18 protein-coding genes are annotated in these 19,008 nt (G+C 66.7%); 13 read left to right on the top strand and 5 right to left on the bottom strand.

Annotated elements, in window-relative coordinates; genetic code table 11:
• Positions 1–87: 87 nt before the first annotated feature.
• The 3 genes from AXYL_RS31355 to AXYL_RS31345 form a co-directional block, all read right to left on the bottom strand.
• Entirely contained in the window at positions 88–492 is a 405-nt protein-coding gene (locus AXYL_RS31355; RefSeq protein WP_013396914.1) for a DUF1090 domain-containing protein, read from the bottom strand.
• 116 nt (positions 493–608) lie between these two features.
• The gene (gene ubiA, locus AXYL_RS31350; protein ID WP_041656878.1) at positions 609–1,535 is read right to left on the bottom strand and encodes a 4-hydroxybenzoate octaprenyltransferase; all 927 of its coding nucleotides are present in this window, start codon (positions 1,533–1,535) and stop codon (positions 609–611) included.
• A gap of 215 nt (positions 1,536–1,750) precedes the next feature.
• Positions 1,751–2,953 carry a PLP-dependent aminotransferase family protein gene (locus AXYL_RS31345; RefSeq protein WP_013396912.1) on the bottom strand — a complete coding sequence of 401 codons (1,203 nt, stop codon included), beginning with the start codon at positions 2,951–2,953 and terminating at the stop codon, positions 1,751–1,753.
• Positions 2,954–3,131: 178 nt separating this feature from the next.
• Between AXYL_RS31345 and AXYL_RS31340 the strand changes: the two genes are divergently transcribed.
• The 7 genes from AXYL_RS31340 to AXYL_RS31315 all read left to right on the top strand — a co-directional run bounded on the left by AXYL_RS31340 (position 3,132) and on the right by AXYL_RS31315 (position 9,501).
• Positions 3,132–3,617, top strand: a complete 486-nt coding sequence (locus AXYL_RS31340; protein WP_013396911.1) for a GAF domain-containing protein — start codon at positions 3,132–3,134, stop codon at positions 3,615–3,617.
• Between the two features lie 73 nt (positions 3,618–3,690).
• On the top strand, positions 3,691–3,819 hold the full coding sequence (locus tag AXYL_RS35425; RefSeq protein ID WP_013396910.1) for a hypothetical protein: 129 nt from the start codon (positions 3,691–3,693) through the stop codon (positions 3,817–3,819).
• Between the two features lie 141 nt (positions 3,820–3,960).
• On the top strand, positions 3,961–4,857 hold the full coding sequence (gene dapA / locus AXYL_RS31335) for a 4-hydroxy-tetrahydrodipicolinate synthase (RefSeq protein ID WP_013396909.1): 897 nt from the start codon (positions 3,961–3,963) through the stop codon (positions 4,855–4,857).
• Positions 4,858–4,980: 123 nt separating this feature from the next.
• A complete protein-coding gene (locus AXYL_RS31330) occupies positions 4,981–5,757 on the top strand; it encodes a sterol desaturase family protein (protein WP_013396908.1) in 777 nt (258 codons plus the stop codon).
• Complete coding sequence (locus tag AXYL_RS31325; RefSeq protein ID WP_013396907.1) at positions 5,717–6,649, top strand: fatty acid desaturase; 933 nt, start codon at positions 5,717–5,719, stop codon at positions 6,647–6,649. The genes AXYL_RS31330 and AXYL_RS31325 overlap by 41 nt, the downstream gene beginning before the upstream one ends.
• Before the next feature lie 33 nt (positions 6,650–6,682).
• Positions 6,683–8,608 (top strand): StlD/DarB family beta-ketosynthase, encoded by a 1,926-nt coding sequence (locus tag AXYL_RS31320; RefSeq protein WP_013396906.1) that lies wholly within the window; start codon positions 6,683–6,685, stop codon positions 8,606–8,608.
• Entirely contained in the window at positions 8,605–9,501 is an 897-nt protein-coding gene (locus AXYL_RS31315; protein ID WP_013396905.1) for a DUF6999 family protein, read from the top strand. The genes AXYL_RS31320 and AXYL_RS31315 overlap by 4 nt, the downstream gene beginning before the upstream one ends.
• Positions 9,502–9,505: 4 nt before the next feature.
• On the opposite strand, the gene AXYL_RS31310 is transcribed toward AXYL_RS31315, so the two are convergent.
• Both AXYL_RS31310 and AXYL_RS31305 read right to left on the bottom strand, forming a co-directional pair.
• Positions 9,506–10,378, bottom strand: coding sequence for a MurR/RpiR family transcriptional regulator (locus AXYL_RS31310; protein WP_013396904.1), 873 nt, complete (start codon positions 10,376–10,378; stop codon positions 9,506–9,508).
• 26 nt (positions 10,379–10,404) lie between these two features.
• Positions 10,405–11,736, bottom strand: a complete 1,332-nt coding sequence (locus tag AXYL_RS31305; RefSeq protein ID WP_013396903.1) for an aspartate aminotransferase family protein — start codon at positions 11,734–11,736, stop codon at positions 10,405–10,407.
• A gap of 129 nt (positions 11,737–11,865) precedes the next feature.
• Between AXYL_RS31305 and AXYL_RS31300 the strand changes: the two genes are divergently transcribed.
• The 6 genes from AXYL_RS31300 (at position 11,866) to aspS (ending at position 18,860) form a co-directional block, all read left to right on the top strand.
• Positions 11,866–12,846 (top strand): Bug family tripartite tricarboxylate transporter substrate binding protein, encoded by a 981-nt coding sequence (locus AXYL_RS31300; protein WP_013396902.1) that lies wholly within the window; start codon positions 11,866–11,868, stop codon positions 12,844–12,846.
• A 24-nt stretch (positions 12,847–12,870) separates the two neighbouring features.
• Positions 12,871–14,367 (top strand): M81 family metallopeptidase, encoded by a 1,497-nt coding sequence (locus AXYL_RS31295; RefSeq protein WP_237709959.1) that lies wholly within the window; start codon positions 12,871–12,873, stop codon positions 14,365–14,367.
• Positions 14,368–14,516: 149 nt separating this feature from the next.
• Positions 14,517–15,800 (top strand): putative Na+/H+ antiporter, encoded by a 1,284-nt coding sequence (locus AXYL_RS31290; RefSeq protein WP_013396900.1) that lies wholly within the window; start codon positions 14,517–14,519, stop codon positions 15,798–15,800.
• A 228-nt stretch (positions 15,801–16,028) separates the two neighbouring features.
• Positions 16,029–16,349: an FmdB family zinc ribbon protein gene (locus AXYL_RS31285; protein WP_013396899.1), complete on the top strand. Its 321-nt coding sequence runs from the start codon at positions 16,029–16,031 to the stop codon at positions 16,347–16,349.
• A 16-nt stretch (positions 16,350–16,365) separates the two neighbouring features.
• Positions 16,366–17,031 (top strand): DUF502 domain-containing protein, encoded by a 666-nt coding sequence (locus AXYL_RS31280; RefSeq protein WP_013396898.1) that lies wholly within the window; start codon positions 16,366–16,368, stop codon positions 17,029–17,031.
• Between the two features lie 41 nt (positions 17,032–17,072).
• Entirely contained in the window at positions 17,073–18,860 is a 1,788-nt protein-coding gene (gene aspS, locus AXYL_RS31275) for an aspartate--tRNA ligase (RefSeq protein ID WP_013396897.1), read from the top strand.
• Positions 18,861–19,008 lie beyond the last annotated feature (148 nt).

Genomic DNA, 19,008 nt, shown 5'->3' with positions numbered 1-19,008 from the left:
ACCCGGGAGGGGCGGAGGTCAGGCGGCGGAGGGGGGGAAGTGATGGCGCGCAGCCCCGGACTGATCCGGGGCTGGCAGGAGGGGGGATCAGCGGTTCAGTTCAACCAGCGCGGCGTTGTATTCCGCCTGGGCTTCGTCCAGCTTGCGCTGGGCCTTGTCGATCTTGTCCTGCTTGCCCTTGGCGCGGGCCTGCTTGAGCTCGCTTTCGCGTTCGGCGACCTTGCTTTGCTTCTCGCGCACATCAGCTTCGCGCTGCGATTGCAGGCGGCTGTCGGTGCAGTTTGCTTTGGCTTCGGCCAGGGCTTTGCGCAGCCCGGCTTCGCGGCGGGTATTGTTCTGCGCCTTGGCAGCGGCGATGTCGTTTTCGATTGCGCAGAACTTGGCGGCGCAGCCGCGCTGGGCCGAGCAATCGCTGGCGGCCTGGGCCGGAATGGCCACGAACGCGGCGGCTGCGGCGGCCGTCAAGGCCAGGGATTTGAACAATGAGGGCATGCGTGGTCTCCGGAATGTGTTGCGGAGGCTACATCATGGTCCCAGTCGGCGCCGCGGGCAATGCGCAGCGTCAACGGGGCATCGGCGCGGCCGCTAGTGCGGCGCCGATGCGGCTTTTAGCGGATCAGCGTACCCGCCAGCGCGGCGGCGACCAACAGGGCGCCCAGCCAGAGGTTGGCGCGGAACAGCATGAAGTTGCGGTCGGGCCGCTGGATGTCGAAGACCCACAACTGCCACGCCAAGTGCGCCGCCACGGCCACCATGCCGACCTGATAGGCCCACGACAGTCCGATGGCATAGCCGCCCCAGGCCCACAGCGCGATGGTGGCCAGGTAGAAGCCGCCGATCCAGAGCTTGCCCTGGTCGCCGAAACGCATGGCGGTGGAATGCAGGCCCAGGCTGCGATCGTCGCGCACGTCCACGTAGGCGTAGATGCTGTCGTAGCCGACCTGCCACAGCACCGCGCCCGCCCACATGGCGATGGCGGCCAGCGGCACGTGATTCTGCGTGTCCGACCAGGCCATCAGCATGCCCCAGTTGAAGCAGATGCCCAGCACGACTTGCGGCCAGTACGTGACGCGCTTGCACAGCGGGTAGATGAAGACGAAGGGCAGCACGGCCACGGCCAGCCAGCGGCTCATTTCGTTCAGGAAGAATAGCAGCGACCCGCAGACCAGCAACTGCCCGATGAGGAACCAGACCGCGTTCTTCATCGTGAGCTGGCCGCTGGTCAACGGACGGAAGCGGGTACGCTCGACGTGCTTGTCGAAGTTGCGGTCGCACATGTCGTTGACGGTGCAGCCGATGCCGCGCATCAGCAGCGCGCCCAGCGAGAACACGATCAAACGCCGCAGGTCCGGCAGGCCGCCCGCGGCCTGTACCAGCGCGGCGATGGCCGGCAGCAGGGTCAGCCAGGTGCCGATGGGGCGGTCCAGGCGGCACAGACGGGCATAGGGCCGCCAGGACTTGGGCAGCCAGCGTTCGACCCAGTCGGTGAAGACGATGTCGCTGAGGTCAACGGGGGATGGTTGGGGGGCGCTCACTGTCACGGCGAAACGGAATGGGAAAACCAAGAGCATAAAACAACGGCGGCCGGGCATCGCGCCCGGCCGCCGTTCATGTCCTACAGCACCTACGAGGCACCCGCGTCATATTGCCACTGTCGTGGCGAAAGCGGGGCCGCACGGATCCGGGCTCCGCCGGTCCGTAGCGGCGCCCCCCTGGGGGGAAGCGCCGCAGGCGCTTCGGGGGGGGGGGCCTACTTCACCTCGTCTTTTAGCAGCTTGCCCAGGATCGCAATGCCGCGGCGGATCTTGTCTTCCGGCACGGTGGCGAAGCTCAGGCGCAGCGTGTTGGTCTTGCCGGCGCCGCAGTAGAACGGCGCGCCGGGCACGAACGCCACGTTTTGCGCGATGGCCTTTTCCAGCAGCTTGGTGCTGTCGATGTGGTCGGGCAAGGTCAGCCAGATGAACATGCCGCCTTCAGGCTTGGTCCAGGTGACGGTGTCCGGGAACTCCTGCTTGATGGCTTCCAGCATGCAACTGCCCTGGGCGCGGTAGATTTCGCGCACGTTGGGCAGGTGCTCTTCCAGGAAGCCGTCCTTGACGATCTCGTACACGGCCATCTGCGTCAGCGTGGGCGTGTGCAGGTCGGTGGCTTGCTTGGCCTGCACCAGCTTGTTGATCAGCGGGCGCGCGGCGGCGATGTAGCCCAGGCGCAGGCCGGGGGCCAGCACCTTGGAGAACGTGCCCAGGCGCACCACGTTGGCGCCGTATTCGGCGGCCAGCGCGATCAGGCCGGGCTGCGGTTCGCCCGCGTAGCGCAGTTCGCCGTAGGGGTCGTCCTCGACGATGGTCAGGTTCAGTTCCGCGGCGCGCTTGACCAGCGCGATGCGGCGTTCCAGGTTCAGCGTGCGGCCGGTGGGGTTCTGGAAGTTGGGCAGGGCGTACAGGAAGCGGGCGCCTTCGGCCAGTTCAGGGGTGATGGCTTCCGGGATCAGGCCGCCTTCGTCGGTGGGCACCGGCACGAAGTTGGGCTGGTACAGGCTGAACGATTGCAGCGCGCCCAGGTAGCTGGGGTCTTCGACCAGCACCTTGCTGTCCTTGTCGATCAGCACCTTGCCCAGCAGGTCCAGCGCTTGCTGCGAACCCGACACGATCAGGATCTGGTCGGCGGCGACGCTGGCGCCGGCCTTGTTCAGATCATCGGCAACCCATTGGCGCAGCGGCGCAAAGCCTTCCGTGGGGCCGTACTGCAGGGCGGCGCGGCCGTTGGTGGACAGTACCTTGTCGAATGCCGCGCGAACTACCTCTACCGGGAAGCCGCCGGGCGCCGGCAGGCCGCCGGCGAACGAAATGACTTCGGGGCGCTCGGTGACCTTGAGGATCTCGCGGATGGCGGAGCTGGTGAGTTGCTGGGCGCGTTCCGAAAAGGAAAACGCAGGTTCGAGAGGCTTGTCCATGGAGTGCTTCTTGAAAAAGAAGGGTAGGAAAATACGGGCGGTTGGTCCCTTTGGGTGGCCCGGCGGAAAAACATTCGGAAAAAAACTATTGTCCCACACGGCGGCGGCCCGGCCCCCTTAACGGCCGCAGCCCCTAAAATCACCTGCATCGATAACCGCCTGTACAGTTACATTTTCCATGTTCGAAGCCGCTCCCATCGTCGCCGACTCCAAGGCCGCCCTGTATGCCGGCCTGGTCGCCCAGGCCCGCGCCCTGCTCGACGGCGAGCCCGACCGCATCGCCAACGCCGCCAACCTGAGCGCGCTGGCCTACCAGGCCCTGCCCGACCTGAATTGGGCGGGCTTCTATTTCTATGACGGCACGGAACTGGTGCTGGGCCCCTTCCAGGGCAAGCCGGCTTGCGTGCGCATTCCGCTGAATCGCGGCGTGTGCGGAGCCGCGGCCAGCCAGCGCCAGACGCAGCTGGTGCCCGACGTGCATGCCTTTCCCGGCCACATCGCCTGCGACGCGGCTTCGCGTTCCGAGATCGTGGTGCCGCTGGTCCACCAGGGCCAATTGATCGGCGTGTGGGACGTGGACAGCCCGGTGCCGGATCGTTTCGACGAGGACGACCGCCAGGGCATGGAAGCCCTGTGCGCGGTGTTCCTGGCCAGCCTGGGCTGAGCCGCGGCGGCAGCCGCCGCGCTGCGCGCCGTTGACACGGTTGCGGCCTCCCGGTAGATTCCCGCATCTGCGCTTGCACACCACCGCATCCGTTCCCACATTCATGATTCATCAGGCCAAGCAATCCGCTTTCCCGTTCCGCGCCCAGGGCGTGGTACTGGCTTGCGCCGGCCTGAAATCCAAAAAACAGCCGCTCATCTGACCGGAGCATGCTGTTCCGTCAGATGGGCGACGGAACAGCGGCCTCCTGGCGGCGCTTGGCGCCGTCCGCGCATCCCCTGGCATCCCGAGCACTTCTGTACGGTCCCCAACCACGGTCCGCTTACAACGCAGGAGTGTTCACATGCAATCTCATCATCAATCTCCGATCCAGGGCGTCTGGGTGCCTCTGGTCACGCCGTTTTCCGGCGGCGCCGTGGATGGCGGGGCCTTGCGCCGCCTGGTGCGCCACTATGCCGCCGCGGGCGTGGACGGGCTGGTCGTGTGCGGCAGCACCGGCGAGGCTGCGTCGCTGGACGATGCCGAACAGCTGGCGGTGCTGGACGCCGTGCTGACCGAGGCCGGCAGGCTGCCCGTCATCATGGGCCTGGCGGGCAACCATCATGGACACGTGATGCAGCGCCTGGCCGCCTTCGGCACGCGTCCGTTGGCCGGCATCCTGGCGCCCGCGCCGTACTACGTGCGCCCCGGCCAGGAAGGCGCCGCCGCCTATTTCCGCTGCCTGGCCGATGCCTCGCGCTTCCCCCTGGTGCTCTACGACATTCCCTATCGCACCGGCACGACATTGGATACAGCGACCTTGCTGGCGCTGGCCGCGCATCCCAATATCGCGGCGATCAAGGACTGCGGCGGCTCGCTGGAAAAGACGATCGCGCTGATCGCCGACGGCAACATGCACGTGCTGGCGGGCGAGGACCTGCAGGCGCTGTCCGTGATGAGCCTGGGGGGCGCCGGCATGATCGCGGCCGCGGCACATATCCGCCCCGACCTGTTCGTGGCCATGCACCAGGCCGTGAAGGCGCAGCAGCTGGACTTGGCCCGCAAGCTGTTCCACGCGCTGGTCCCCATCATCCAGCTGACCTTCGCCGAGCCCAATCCCGGTCCCTTGAAGGCGCAACTGGGGCGCCAGGGCCTGCTGAGCGAGGAGCTGCGCATGCCCATGCCGCCCGCCAGCATGGCCTTGGCCGCGCGCATGGACGCCGCCGTGGCGGGGTTGAACCGGCAATATCCTTGCCAGTAGCCCGAACTTGGCGAGCAGTCCGCCAGCTTTGTGGCCTTCGGATTCATTTTGTAATAAATGTCCTACCTGGAAGCTGACGGATTGCTTATCATGCGCCCATTCTCAGGGTGAAACAGAACGTTCATGGCCCAAGCTTTTGTAGCCTTGTCCGCCTGGCAAGTGATGCTGGCGGGCCTGCTTTTCTTCGGCGGCATCTATCTGGTCTTCGGCGCGGCCACCTGGCTGCTGACGCACTACGTCCTGCCGGCGCTGGGCATCGGACGCCCGCTGGATCCGCGTCCGTTGGCGCCGGGCCAGCTGCGGCGCGAGCTCGCGCAATCCGGGCTGTCCATCCTGCTGTTCGGCACGGGCATGATTTTCCCTTGGGGCCTGTTGCAGCTGGGCTGGGCGCACCTGGACCCGGATGCCAGCTGGCAAAAGATCACGCTCGAGATCCTGGTGCTGGTGGCCTGGAACGACGTGCATTTCTGGATCAACCACCGCCTGCTGCACACCAAGCTGCTGCGCCGCTTCCACCTGCCGCATCACCGCTCGGTCGTGACCACGCCGTTCTCGACCTACAGCTTCCATCCCATCGAAGCGCTGATGCTGGGCAACGTGATCATGCTGCCCATGGTGCTGCACGACTTCAGTTTCTGGTCGCTGGCGTCGGTGCCGCTGTTCAGCCTGTTCTTCAATTGCATCGGCCACGCCAACTACGACTTCTTTCCCAACGTGTCCTACGCGCACTGGTTCGCCGCCAGCCGCAGGCATCACCTGCACCACGCCTGCTACAACGGCAACTACGGCTTCCAGTTCACCTTCATGGATCGTCTGTTCCGCACCCGTCTCAAGGCCGAGGCGGCGCAGGCCCAGCTGAATGCTTTCCGGCAGCGAGAATCGCTTGGCGGGCGCGCTTAAGCGGCAGCGCCGCCTGCCGTCGCTGCGCAGCTGGCGCGACTGGCAAAGCCTGGCCTACCTGGCCGCGTTGCCGGCGCTGGCGGCGTGGCAGTGGGTGCACGGCTTCTGGTGGCCGCTGTACGGCCTGATGCTGTTCCTGACCCTGGGCGTGGGCGTCATCCACCACAACCATACGCACATCCGCATGTGGCGCGGACGCTGGACCAACCGCGCGACCGATTTCTGGATCACGCTGCTGCAGGGGCATCCGACCTTCGTGTTCTATCCGGCGCACGTGGCCAACCACCATCGCTACAAGCACGGCGCGCGCGACGTGGCGCGTACCTATCGCTTTGGCGGCGACACCAACCATCTGTGGGGCTACCTGATCCATCCATTGCAGGCGGGTTGGGTGCTGTATCCCTTGTTCTTCGCGTGGCTGGGCCGCTTGTACCGGCATTGGCCGGGCGCCTGGCGCTATTGCATGGCGCAGTACGGCGTATGGTTGGGCCTGTGGGGCGGGCTGCTGGCCGTAAACCCCATGAAGGCGCTGCTGTTCGTCATCGTGCCGCAGCTGCATGGGTTGCACTGGCTGCTGGCTACCAACTACCTGCAGCATGCGCACGCCGACGGCGGGCCTCGGTCCGTCGCGGGCCTGAACTATGCGCGCAATTTCGAAGGGCTGGTCAATCCGCTGCTCTTCAACATCGGCCTGCACACCGCCCACCACGAGCATCCGCGGGCGCACTGGTCCGAACTGACGCGCCTGCACCGCGAGCAATACCGCAACCGCGTGAATCCGGCCTTGAACGAGCCGGGCCTCACGCCCTATATGTTCCGCGTGTTCGTGCTGGGCGCCTTCATGCCGCGCTTTCGCAGCCGTTCATGCATGGCGCCCGAGCACATCCGCTAGCGCCGCACTCCCTACATCCACCAGAGGCCTCTCATGCCCATTGCGTTTCATCGTGTCTACCTGGAAAGCGCCGGCTACTTCATGCCGGGCGAGCCCGTGTCCAACGATGCCATGGACAGCTACATCGCGCCGCTGAACCGCATGTCCAGCCGCATCAAGAGCCGCATCCTGGCCGAGAACGGCATCAAGCAGCGCTACTACGCGATCGATCCCGAGGGCGCCACGGTATTCACCAACGCGCAGCTAGCGGCCAACGCCATCCGCGATTGCCTGCGGCGCAACGACAGCGACCTGTCCGCCGTGTCGCTGCTGGCCAGCGGCTCGTCGGGCGGGGACGCGTTGATGCCGGGTTTCTCGAACATGATCCAGGGCGAGCTGGCCGCGCATCCGATGGAAACCCTGTCGGTGCACGGCATTTGCGCGGCGGGCGTGTCGGCCATCCAGACGGCCGCGCAGGGCGTGGAGCTGGGCGGACACGCCAGCGCCCTGGCGGTGGCCAGCGAGCTGCCGTCGCGGCTGTTCAAGCGCTCGCGCTTCGCGGCGCGCGGCTACGACGCCGACTTCGACGCGCATTTCCTGCGCTGGATGCTGTCGGACGGCGCGGGGGCGGTGTTGTTGGGCAATAGCGGACGGCCCTTGCCGGGCGCCTCGCAAGGCGTGCGCCTGCGTCTGAAGTGGGTGCATCAGCGTTCGTTCTCGGGCGACTATCCGGTGTGCATGCAGCTGGGCCTGTCGGCCGACCGGGCCAAGGGTCATCTGGACTATCCGTCGTGGAACGAGGCCGAGGCCGATGGCGCGCTGTCCTTGCGTCAGGACATCCGCCTGCTGCCGCATCTGTTCGACATCGGCATCCATGAATACGCCAAGCTGGTGCGCGACGGCTGGGTGGATCCGGACCAGGTGGACCACTTCCTGTGCCACTACTCGTCCGAGAAGTTCATTCCCGTGGTGGAAGACTTGATGGAGAAGGCCGGCCTGGTGATCCCGCGTGAACGCTGGTTCAGCAACCTGGCGTGGCGCGGCAATACCGGCGCGGCGTCCATCCTGATCATGCTGGCCGAGTTCCTGGAAACGCGCGAAGTGAAGCCGGGCGAGCAGATCTTCTGCTACATCCCGGAATCGGGCCGTTTCATGGCCGCGTACATGCTGCTGGAAGCCGAAGCCGTGCACGCGCCGCAGATCGCCGTGGGCGCGCCCGCAACGGTCGCCGCGCGCGAGGACGCGAACAGCGACGACGCCGCCGCGATCGCGCCGCCGCACGATCCGGACATGGCGCCGCAAGGCCTGGGCCAGCTGCTGACCGAACTGGCCGCGATCTGGCACGACTACCGTTCGCGCGTGTGGCGCACGCCGGTAGTGCGGCGCCTGCGCAATCGCCAGTTCCAGACGGCCGACTATCTGAACTGGATGGAGAACTGGATTCCGCAGGTGCGCGAAGGCAGCAAGTGGATGCGCGAAGGCGCGGCCTCGCTGTCGGAGCAGTACGCGCCGCTGGCCGCATTGATCGATACGCACGCCGGCGAAGAGCAGAACGATTTCCAGATCCTGTTCCAGGACTACCGCAACGCGGGCGGTCCGGTGGACAGCATCGATGCCCTGCGCCGCAATCCCGGCGGCGAGGCGCTCAACGCCTATCTGCACGGCCTGGCCGCTACGCGCGATCCCATCGGCTTGCTGGGCGCCATCTACATCATCGAGGGCACCGGGCAGCGCATCGTGCCGGCGCTGCTGCCGCTGCTCAAGGCCAGCCTGACGCTGCCGCCCGACGCCTTCCGCTTCCTGGAGTACCACGGCCACAACGACGAGCATCACCTGGCGCGCTGGCTGTCGGCGGTGGAGCTGGCGCTGGACTGCGACGAGGACGGCCGCGCCGAACAGCGCATCGTCGACACCGCGCGCCGCACGGCCGCGCTGTACCTAATGCAGTTCCACCACGTGATGGAAGGCGACGCGTCATGAGCCAAGAGCCCGAATTCCTTGCCAAGCCGCACGATCCCGCCGATCCCAGCCCCTGGCTGGCGCTCTACCTGGACCGCAGCACGCCTCTGCCGGACAAGGTCAAGAAGGCCTGGCTGACGGATTCCAGCTGCGCTTCGCGCCAGTACCTGCTGCCCTTTCTGCGGCCGCTGGCGCGTGCCTTCATCATCCTGATCCAGGTCATCAAGACCTTCCTGCCGCGCCGCTGGTCGCATTCGAAGCTGCTGCACCGCATCCTGGCTTGGGGCTTGAAGCGCTTCGTGTCGCCCGAGGCCAACTGGCTGATCCTGCGCCACTTCCACCTGGGCGCGCAGATACTGTCCTTCATCGCGGCCAACTCGCCGGTGCGTGTCACCACCACGCCGCTGGAGCCGCGCGATATCGACGATCTAAAGGACGAACTCTTCGTCAAGCATGACCTGAACCTGTTCAATTTCGTCATTCGTTTGAACCAGGCGTTGCGCGACGCAGGCGTGGAAATGCATGCGCCGGAACGAGTCGATTTTTCGATGATCCGCGATCCGGACTTGCTGCTAGAAGACATGCCGCAGGGCAAGCTGAACTTCCTGGACCTGCAAAGCGCGATCGAACTCTTCACGCCGTTGTATCAGCTGATGCTGACCGACAACGACTTCTGGCGCGCGGCCAATTCGCTGCAGCTGGACGAGACCATCGGCATCTACGCGGCCAAGCTGCTGGGCGCGCCGCAGCACTTGATCCTGGTCAACAACAACCATCCGCTGGTGCCGATGTCGACCCTGCGCGCGGGCTACCGGCTGGTGCTGCACGGGCTGTCCACCGAGATGCTGCACAGCCTGCTGATGGAAATGAAAGAGGCGCAGCAAGGCGGCGAGCCGCCCGCGCCGATCGCCTGAGGTCTCAGCGCTTTTCCGCGTACACGCCGAAGCGCTGCAACTGCGCTTCGCTGTTGGAGATTTCGCGCAGGCTTTCCTCGCCGCTGTGCGCGACCAGCAGGGCGGCCAGCGTCTGCGCGATGGACAGCGCAGGCACCACCGAGGGAAACAGCGAGGGCGTGTCGTTGGCCACCAGCAGCAGCGCCTTTGCGCCTGGGGCAATCGGCGACACCGCGCTGTCGGTGACCGCCACCACGCCGGCGCCGCGTTCATGCGCGAATTCCACGGCCGTGACTGCCGCCTGCGCATAAGGTGCCTGGCTGAAGGCGATTAGCGCGTCGTCCGGCCCGATGCGGCGCAGTTCATCGGCCAAGGTGCCGCCTACGCCGCTGAGCAACGTGACCTTGTCCAGGAACATGCCGCAGGCGTAGCTGAAGTGATAGGCTGCCGGATACAGGCTGCGCAGGCCGATGACGTAGATGCGGCGCGCGCCCGCCAGCAGGCCGTGTGCGGCCTTCAGCGCGGGCAGGGCGGCGGGGCCGAGGCTGCTGCCCAGGTTGCGCACTTCGGCATCGAGGATGTCGGCGACCAGGCCCGCGTCGGCGTCGTGCTGTGGGCGCTTGCGCAGGGCGGTGGCGCGGCCGGAAAAGCTCGACCCGCCCGCGGCCAGCCAGTCGCGGTACGGCTGGCGGAACGCCTCGTAGGTGTCGAATCCCAGTTGCCGGGCCAGGCGCAGCATGACGCCCGCCTGCACGCCGGCATGGCCGGCCGCGGCGCGCATCGATTCCAGGGCGATGTCGTTGGGATGATCGATCGCATAACGGGCCGCCTGCCGCAGCTTGGGCGGCAGGGCGGAAAACTGGGCTTCGATCAGTTTGTCGATGGCGGCTTTATCCATCTGCGCTCCGGGTAAGGTGCCGCGTATTATGGCGTATCGTCCGCCAGCGCCAGATCGATAGCGCGGGTCAGCGCATCCACCGTGAACGCCAGCTCGTCAGCCGTGCTGAGGTAGGGCGGCGCCAGCAGCACGTGGTCGCCGAGCTTGCCGTCCACGGTGCCGCCGCCCGGATAGCACAGCAGGCCCAGGTCGCGCGCCTGGGCCTTGATGCGTGCATGCAGGCGGCGTTGCGGCGCGAACGCGCGCAGGCTGCCGGGATCCTCGGCCAGTTCCACGCTCCAGAACATGCCGCGGCCGCGGATGTCGGCCACGTGTGGATGCTTTTCCAGGCGCGCCGCCAACATGGCGCCGAACTGCGCGCCCATGTCCGCCACGCGCTCCACCAGCTTGTCGCGCAGCACGATGCGCTGCACCGCGAGCGCCGCGGCGCAGGCCACCGGGTGGCCGACATACGTGTAGCCATGCTGGAACGCGCCCGAGCCCGCGTTGATGGCCCCGATGACGCGGTCATGCGCCAGCACGGCGCCGATCGGCAGATAGCCCCCGCCCAAGCCCTTGGCCAGCGTCAGCAGGTCCGGCACCACGCCTTCCTGTTCGAAGGCGTGATAGCTGCCGGTGCGGCCCAGCCCGCACATGACCTCGTCCAGGATCAAGAGCACGCCGTGGCGGTCGCACACCTGGCGGATCTTGCGGAAGTAGCCGGGTACGGGCGCGACGGTGCCGGCGGTGGCGCCGACCACGGTTTCGGCGATGAAGGCGGACACGGTGTCCGGGCCCAGCCGCAGGATCTCGGCGTCCAGTTCCGCGGCCAGGCGGTCGCTGTACTGCTCGTCCGTTTCGCCGGCCTCGCGGTAATGCAGGGCAAAGCAGGGCGAGACGTGGTGGCTTTCGATCAGCACGGGCTGGTACAGGGCGCGCCGGCCCGCGTTGCCGCCCACCGACAAGGCTGCCAGCGTGTTGCCGTGATAGCTCTGGCGCCGCGCGATGTAGCGGTAGCGTCCCGGCTCGCCGCGTTCAACATGGTATTGGCGCGCCATCTTCAAGGCGGTCTCTACCGCTTCCGAACCGCCCGAAACGAAATAGGCGTTGCCCAGGCCGGCCGGGCTGTTGGCCGCCAGCAGTTCGGCCAGCTCTTCGGCGGCCGGCGTGGTGAAGAAGCTGGTGTGTGCGTACTCCAGCGCGTCCAGCTGCGCAATGGCCGCGGCGCGCACTTCAAGGTGCGCGTGTCCCAGGCACGAGACCGCCGCGCCGCCCGAGGCGTCGAAGTAGCGCCGGCCCTCCTGGTCGACGATGAAGCAGCCTTCGCCTTTGACGGCGACGGGCAGGGGGCTGGCATTGCGATGGATGATGCGGCTCATGATGGGGGGCGGTGACTCGTGGTCTGGTTTGTCAAATAAAACACATGGTATATTTATTGTAAAAATAAACCAAACGGTTTTATTGTCGCATTGGCCGTTGCATCGTCATCATTCGCTCAAGGGGGCGTCATGAAGTTTTCCCATCTGTTGCGTGGCTGGACTCTAGGGATTGCGGCGGCTGCCGCGTTGGGCGCGGCCGGGCAGGCCGGCGCCGCCTGGCCGGAACAGCCGGTGCGGCTGGTGGTGCCGTTCGCCGCCGGCGGCACGACCGACCTGCTGGGCCGCCTGATGGCCGAGGGTCTGGGCGCCGAACTCGGCCAATCCGTGGTGGTGGTCAACAAGGCCGGCGCGGGCGGCAGCCTGGGCGCGTCCGAGGTGGCGCACGCGCAGCCGGACGGCTACACCCTGCTGCTGGGCACGCCCGGCACGCAGATCATCAATGCCTACGTCTACAAGAAGATCGGCTACGACCCGGTCAAGGACTTCGCGCCGGTCGCCTATGTGGCGCAGGTGCCCAACGTGGTGCTGACGCATCCCGGGTCCGGCCTGAAGAACATGGACGACCTGCTGCGCACCGCGCGCGCGGAGCCCGGGCGGCTGAACTGGGGTTCGCCGGGCGTGGGCAGTTCGGGCCATCTGGCGCTGGAGATGATCAAGCGCATGGGCAAGGTGGACATCCGCCACGTGCCGTACAAGGGCGCCAGCCAGGCCAACAATGACCTGCTGGGCGGGCAGATCGATCTGTCCGCCGACAACCTGCCCACCGCCTTGCCCTTGATCAAGGCGGGCAAGCTGGTGGCTCTGGGCGTGACTTCGGCCCAGCCGGTGCCCGCCGCGCCGGGCGTGGCCGCCATCGCGCAGTCCGTGCCGGGCTTCGAGCTGACCTCCTGGTTCGTGGTGATGGCGCCCGCCGGCACGCCGCAAGCGGTCATCGACAAGCTCAACGCCGCCGCCCAGCGCGTGCTGGATGCGCCCGCCACGCGTGAACGGCTGGCAACCTTGGCCGCGCAGCCCATCGGCGGCACGCCGCAAGCCTTGGCGCAGCATCTGCAGACCGAGCGCGAGAAGTACCGCGTCCTGATCGAAGGCACCGACATCCGTCCGGAATAAGCGGGGAAACGCATGGGCAAGGGCATGAAGAAAAGGCTGGCGGTGGCGCGCTTCTGGTACGAAGGCAACGCCTTCTGCCCGGTGCCCTGCACCATGGCGGATTTCGAACGGCGCGAGTGGCGCAAGGGCGGCGACGCCCTGGCCGCCGCCGCTGGCACGGCCACCGAACTGGGTGAAGTGGCCGAGTTCGCCCGCGCGCATCCGGATTGGGAGGTCGTGGCCCTGCGCTGCGCATCCGCCCTGCCTGGCGGGTCGATAGCAGACGCCGTGCACCGCGCCTTTACCGAAGAGGTACTGGCCGAGCTGGCCGCGGATGACGCCGGCTGGGACGCCGTCTACCTGTCGTTGCACGGCGCCGCCATCACCGACCTGCGCCAGACGCCCGACCTGGACTTCGTGCGCGCCGTGCGGGCCCTGTTGCCCGGCGTTCCCCTGGGCGCGAGCTTCGACCTGCACGCCAACCTGGCCCCTGAACTGGGCAGCCTGCTGGATTGCGCCAGCGGCTACAAGACTTATCCCCACATCGACATGCGCGAGGCGGCGGGGCGGGTGCTCGACATGTTGCTGCGCGCGCAGGCCGGCACGCTGTCGCCGCGGGTGCTGGTGACCAAGCCGGATTTGCTGTTGTCCAGCTTCAACATGCGCACCGATGCCGGTCCGATGCGCGAGCTGCAGGATCTTGCCGCAGCGCAGGTACGAGAAGGCGTGGCCGAAGTCTCGGTGTTCGGCGGCTTTCCGTACGCGGATACCGTCGATACCGGCGCATCGGTGCTGGTGGTGGCCGACACGGTCCGCGATGCCGCGGGCGCGCAGGCGCAGGCCGCGGCCGAGACCATGATGGCCGCCATGCGGCGGTTGGCGCCTGCGTTTGCGGTCACCTTGCCGACGCCGCAAGAGGGCCTGGCGCAAGCCGTGGAGGCGGCGCGCGCCGGCGGCCTGGTGGCCGTCACCGATCCGGGCGACAACCCGCTGTCGGGAGGCGTCTGCGACACACCGGAACTGTTCCGCGCCTTGCTGGATGCGCAGATCGATCTGTCTTGCGTGTTCGCCAGCTTCGCGGATCCGGATGCGGTTAGGCGCGCGTACGAAGCGGGTCTGGGCGGCGATTGCGAACTGGACCTGGGCGGCCGCGTAAGCCGCGATTTCGGTCCGCCAGTGCGCGCGGCATTCCGGGTCGAACGCTACACCGACGGCGAATTCAGCAACACCGGGCCGATGGAAACGGGCGTTCGCACGCGTTGCGGTCGCACCGCGCTGCTGTCGCTGCGCGACCGGCCCAACGTGCAGGTCATCATTACCGAACTGGTGGCGCCGGCCAACGATCCGGGCTTCTTCACCCTGCATGGCATCGACCTCAATCAGGTGCGGCTGCTGTGCGTGAAGGCCAAGAACCACTTCCGCGCGGCCTTCCTGCCGCTGTGCGCCGCGATCATCGACGTCGACGCGCCCGGACCCTCGGCGCTGGACCTGCGGCTGCTGCCGTTCCGGCATGCGCGCCAGGGCGCAGCCAACGACGCGTAAGACTGGCGGAAATAGCGGCGCGGATCCGCGCGCCTTGGTGTTGACCCTGCGTTACACGGCAAGGGCCTTGCGCTATATTGCGACCCTTGCCCCGCAGGCCCGCCGGGCGGCGTCCGCGCTGTCGTATCCCTCTTCCGGAAGTCGTTTACATGCCCCAGACACTTGAAGTCATCGCCACTCTCCTGTTCGCAGTGGCGGTTCTTCATACCTTCTCGGTTCCCTTCTTCGCGCGGCTCGCGCATCGTGGCGGACCGCATGCGGGCATCTGGCATCTGTTCTCCGAAGTCGAGGCCGTGTTTGGCGTCTGGGCCTTCGTGCTGATCGTGGCGATGGCGGCGCTGTCGGGTCCGTCGCATGCCATCGAGTACATGGACACGCGCAACTTCACCGAGCCGCTGTTCGTCTTTGTGATCATGGTGGTGGCGGCCAGCCGGCCGATCCTTGAACTGGTGGGGACGCTGGTGCGGCTGGTGGCGCGGGTGCTGCCGCTGCCGCGCGAACTCGCCACCTTCTTCGTCGTGATGTCGTTGGTACCGCTGGGCGGCTCCTTCATCACCGAACCGGCCGCCATGACGCTGGCTGCCATCCTGTTGCGCGACGCTTACTTCCGCAGCAGCGGGCGCGCGGGCTTCAAGTACCTGACTCTTGGCGTGCTGTTCGTCAACGTCTCCATCGGCGGCGTGCTGACCTCCTATGCCGCGCCGCCCGTGCTGATGGTGGCCTCCACCTTCGGCTGGGACTCGGCCTTCATGGCCCAGCACTTCGGCTGGCGCGCCGCGATCGCGGTCTGCCTGAACGCGGCCCTCCTGACCTTCATCTGCCGTAAGGCGCTGCTGGAGCGCTCGGTGGGCACGGGCGGCGGCGTGGACGCGCCGGAAGGCGGCGATGCGCGCGGACCGGTGCCGCTGCTGGTCATGCTGGTGCATCTGGTCTTCCTGGTCGCCGTGGTGCTCAGCGCGCACCATCCGGCCATCTTCCTGGGCTTGTTGATGATGTTCATCGGCTTTGCCGAAGCCTATAAGCGCTACCAGAGCCGTCTGATGATCAAGGAAGGCCTGATGGTGGGCTTCTTCCTGGCCGGCCTGGTGGTGCTGGGCGGCCTGCAGAAATGGTGGCTGCAGGACCTGCTGGGCGGGCTCGAGCCCTTCGTGCTGTTCTGGGGCGCCACCGCGCTCACCGCCATTACCGACAACGCCGCGCTGACCTACCTGGGTTCGCTGGTCGAAGGCACCAACGAGGCCTGGCGCTACATGCTGGTGGCCGGCGCGGTCACGGGCGGGGGCCTGACGGTGATCGCCAACGCGCCCAACCCGGCCGGCTTCGCCATCCTGAAGAACCACTTCCCGGACGGCAGCATTTCGTCGGGGCGGCTGTTCCTGTCGGCCCTGGCGCCGACCCTGGTGGCGGCCGTCATGTTCCTGCTTCCCGTATAGGGCGACGGGGCCGGAAAACCGGCTGGCGGCGTCCTTGAGGCGCCGCCCCAGGTGGGCTGCCGGGGGCGGACACCGGCCGTTCACGAAAAACCGCTAAAATTCAAGACTTTCCCGTATTTTTTCCGGCCTTGCCCGCCCGCCGCTTCCGTTCGGATTCAATCCGGCCCCGGACATCGCGTCCGGCGACAGCGGCTTTTGATACGCCGGGCCCGCGCCTGGGAGTCCTAGATGCCCATTTACGCTTACAAGTGCAGCGCCTGCGGCCATGCCAAAGACGTCTTGCAGAAGATTTCCGATGCGCCGCTTTCGGTTTGCCCCGAATGCGGCCAAAGCACGTTCTCCAAGCAGGTGACCGCGGCTGGATTCCAGCTCAAGGGCTCCGGCTGGTATGTCACGGACTTCCGCGGCAACGGCAACGGCAACGGCGCCAGCCAGGGTGCGGCTGCGGCCAGCACGCCGGCGGCGTCCGCTGAAAGCGCCGCGCCTGCCGCCGCGCCCGCAGCTCCGGCCGCCCCGGCGACGCCTGCCGCCGGTAGCGCCGCCTCCTAGAGCACACGCGATGCGTATGCGCGTCATCAAGAAGTACTTCATCACCGGCCTGCTGATCTGGGTTCCCCTGGTCATCACGGTGTGGGTGCTGGGCTTGCTGGTTGCGACCCTCGAAGGGTTCGTGCCCGGCTTCCTGTCGTCCGAATCGCTGTTCGGCATCGACATTCCCGGCTTCCGCTTCGTGCTGGTCATCGTGGTGGTGCTTCTGACGGGCGTGTTCGCCGCCAACCTGATCGGCCGCACCATGGTGGACCAGTGGGAAAATATGCTGGGCCGCATACCCCTGGTGCGCTCGATCTACAACTCGGTCAAGCAGGTCAGCGATACCGTGCTTGCGCCCAACGGCCAGGCGTTCCGCCGCGCGGTGCTGGTGCAGTATCCGCGCGCGGGCAGCTGGACCATTGCTTTCGTTACCGGCACGCCTAGCGGCGAAGTGGCCGACCGGTTGCCCGGCGACCACATCAGCGTGTACGTGCCGACCACGCCGAATCCCACGTCCGGCTTTTTCCTGATGGTCCCGCGCGCCGACGCGATCGATCTTCAGATGAGCGTGGACGCGGCATTGAAGTACATCGTTTCCATGGGCGTAGTCGCCCCGGTTCAGGCGGCGACGCCTGCGGACCGGCCGGCCGCTCCCGTCCCGGCTCCTGGCGTGCAGGACACGCCTCGCGCCGATTCGTAACCCTTACGCTATAACCAAGCACATAAACGGAGTCATCCCGCATGCGTACCTGCTACACCGGCCAGGTTTGCCGTGACCATCTCGGCCAGACCGTCACCCTGTACGGCTGGGTGAACCGCCGCCGCGACCACGGCGGGGTCATCTTCATCGACCTGCGCGACCGCGCGGGCCTGGCGCAGATCGTGTTCGATCCGGACAACGCCGCCTTCGCCACCGCGGAGCGCCTGCGCAACGAATTCTGCGTCCGCGTCACCGGCCTGGTGCGCGAGCGTCCGGCGGGCACCGCCAACGCCGAACTGGCTTCGGGTGAAATCGAAGTGCTCTGCAAGGAAGTCGAGATCCTGAACGCGTCGGTCACGCCGCCGTTCCAGCTGGATGACGACAACCTCTCGGAAACGACGCGCCTCACGCATCGCGTGCTGGACCTGCGCCGTCCGCAGATGCAGCGCAATCTGATGCTGCGCTATCGCGTGTCGATCGAAACGCGCAAGTTCCTGGACCAGCTGGGTTTCATCGACATCGAAACCCCGATGCTGGCCAAGAGCACGCCCGAAGGCGCGCGCGACTACCTGGTGCCCTCGCGTGTGAACGCTGGCCATTTCTTCGCGTTGCCGCAATCGCCGCAGCTGTTCAAGCAGATGCTGATGGTGTCGGGCTTTGACCGCTACTACCAGATCACCAAGTGCTTCCGCGACGAAGACCTGCGCGCCGATCGCCAGCCTGAATTCACCCAGATCGACTGCGAAACCTCGTTCCTGAACGAGTTCGAGATCCGTGAAATCTTCGAGAACCTGATCCGCCACGTGTTCAAGGTGGTGCAGGGCGTCGACCTGGCTTCGCCGTTCCCGATCATGCCGTGGACCGAAGCCATGCGTCGCTACGGTTCGGACAAGCCGGACCTGCGCGTGAAGCTCGAATTCACTGACATGACCGACGTCATGCGCGATGTGGACTTCAAGGTGTTCGCCGCCGCCGCCACGGCGCCCGGCAGCCGCGTGGTCGCCTTGCGCGTGCCCGGCGGCGCCGAAATGTCGCGCAGCGAGATCGACGGCTACACCCAGTTCGTCGGCATCTATGGCGCCAAGGGCCTGGCCTACATCAAGGTCAACGAAGTGGCCAAGGGCCGTGAAGGCCTGCAATCGCCCATCGTCAAGAACCTGCATGACGCTGCCCTGGCCGAACTGGTCAAGCGCACCGGCGCGCAAGATGGCGACATCATTTTCTTCGGCGCGGATCGCGAGAAGGTCGTCAACGACGCCATCGGCGCGCTGCGCGTGAAGATCGGTCACAGCGAATTCGGCAAAAAGACGGGCTTGTTCGAAGCCGGTTGGCAGCCGCTGTGGGTGGTCGACTTCCCGATGTTCGAGTACGACGAGGAAGACGGCCGCTACACCGCCGCCCACCACCCCTTCACCAGCCCGAAGGATGGCCACGAAGACTTCCTGGAAACCGATCCCAGCAAGGCGTTCGCCAAGGCTTACGACATGGTGCTGAACGGTTGGGAAATCGGCGGCGGCTCGGTCCGTATCCACCGCGAAGAAGTGCAGAGCAAGGTGTTCCGCGCGCTCAAGATCGGCGCCGAGGAAGCACGCGAGAAGTTCGGCTACCTGCTGGATGCGCTGCAGTATGGCGCGCCTCCCCATGGCGGCATCGCCTTCGGCCTGGACCGCATCGTCACGATGATGACCGGCGCCGAATCGATCCGCGACGTGATCGCCTTCCCGAAGACCCAGCGTGCCCAGGATCTGCTGACTCAGGCGCCCTCGGAAGTCGACGAGAAGCAGTTGCGCGAACTGCACATCCGCTTGCGCAACGTAGAGCCGAAGTGACCCCCCCCGAAGCGCCGTAGGCGCTTCCCCCCCAGGGGGGCGCCGCTACGGACCGGCGGAGCCCGGATCCGTGCGGCCCGGCTTGGGGGGCGTTGTTTGCTTGCGGCGTGGGGTGCTCGACTGGGCGCTGGGACCTGTTGCTGCTTGA

The sequence above is a fragment of the Achromobacter xylosoxidans A8 genome (assembly GCF_000165835.1).
GTDB classification, from domain to species: Bacteria; Pseudomonadota; Gammaproteobacteria; order Burkholderiales; family Burkholderiaceae_B; genus Achromobacter; species Achromobacter xylosoxidans_B.
Note: the sequence above shows the minus strand (reverse complement) of the source record. Positions and strands in the feature narration are given on the sequence as shown.